The 1,165-nt window shown below is 44.0% G+C and carries 3 tRNA genes; 2 read left to right on the plus strand and 1 reads right to left on the minus strand.

The features are described 5' to 3' along the window. Positions 1–194: 194 nt before the first annotated feature. Positions 195–270 (minus strand) — tRNA-Val (locus MHN32_RS23650). Positions 271–791: 521 nt separating this feature from the next. Here MHN32_RS23650 and MHN32_RS23655 point away from each other — a divergent pair. Both MHN32_RS23655 and MHN32_RS23660 read left to right on the plus strand, forming a co-directional pair. Beyond that, positions 792–867, plus strand: a tRNA-Ala gene (locus MHN32_RS23655). Between the two features lie 75 nt (positions 868–942). After that, positions 943–1,018, plus strand: a tRNA-Glu gene (locus tag MHN32_RS23660). Positions 1,019–1,165: the final 147 nt, after the last annotated feature.

The following is a 1,165-nucleotide window of genomic DNA, read 5'->3' on the forward strand; positions in this document are numbered from 1 at the left end:
GGTTGTACTGGACTTGAACCAGTGACCCTCGCCTTGTAAGGGCGATGCTCTCCCAACTGAGCTAACAACCCAAATTGTGTTTCAATTTATACTCTTGAACAGAGTTATGGTGGGTTGTACCGGACTTAAACCAGTGACCCTTGCCTTGCCTTAGTGTGATGCTTTGCATCGTCCACTCTATCTAAATAATAAAGTGGTGGGTTGTACTGGACTTGAACCAGTGACCCTCGCCTTGTAAGGGCGATGCTCTCCCAACTGAGCTAACAACCCAAATTGTATTACAACGTCTGCCGTTGTGGGGCGGTATTATAGGTTTAGTTTGAAAAGAGTCAACACTTAACTTTAAAAAACTATACTGTATGATGTTTTTATGCTCAACGCTTTAAGCTCTTCATTATAGAAGAGGTGAGGGGGCTTATATTTTTGGTCCTAGAATCATCTTATTTTGGGGGAAAGTAAGTTGCTGTGCTTTGCATGTTATAGCGCGAAATTAAGCAGGGTAGGATACCATGCGGAATAAGAAAAGAGCCGTAAATCACTCTGGCCTAATTGGATTTAAAACAAAAAGGCAGAGGTTCGGTAACTATGCGTTTTAAATTGTGTAATAAATAATCAAATTCAAGGTGTTAGGCTTGCAAAGGGGAGTGGTTTGGTTATATTCTACGCTTCTTGATTTAAAATGAATCAGTTAGAAAAAACTTTCATAAAAGTTGTTGACTTTATTTTTGCTCCTGCATAGAATGCGCCCCGCACTCAGCGATACAGGCTAGCAGTTCAGGTCTGACTATTATGGGGCTATAGCTCAGCTGGGAGAGCGCTTGCATGGCATGCAAGAGGTCGACGGTTCGATCCCGTCTAGCTCCACCAATTTATCGTTAGTGCATATGTCCTAGTACATAATTCAAATGGCAACGCCTCGAGTGCGAAGCTGTTTGTTATTGTGTCCCCTTCGTCTAGAGGCCTAGGACACCGCCCTTTCACGGCGGTAACAGGGGTTCGAATCCCCTAGGGGACGCCACTTACTTTGGTAAGTAACTCGGTTAGCGAGAGGATAAACCGCTAAATAAAGTCCTAGTGACACAGAAATAGCAAGTCTGTGATTTGCAAAAAATTCTGCGTCCCCTTCGTCTAGAGGCCTAGGACACCGCCCTTTCACGGCGGTAAC

This window comes from Pseudoalteromonas sp. Of11M-6, assembly GCF_022347905.1.
Lineage (GTDB): Bacteria > Pseudomonadota > Gammaproteobacteria > Enterobacterales > Alteromonadaceae > Pseudoalteromonas.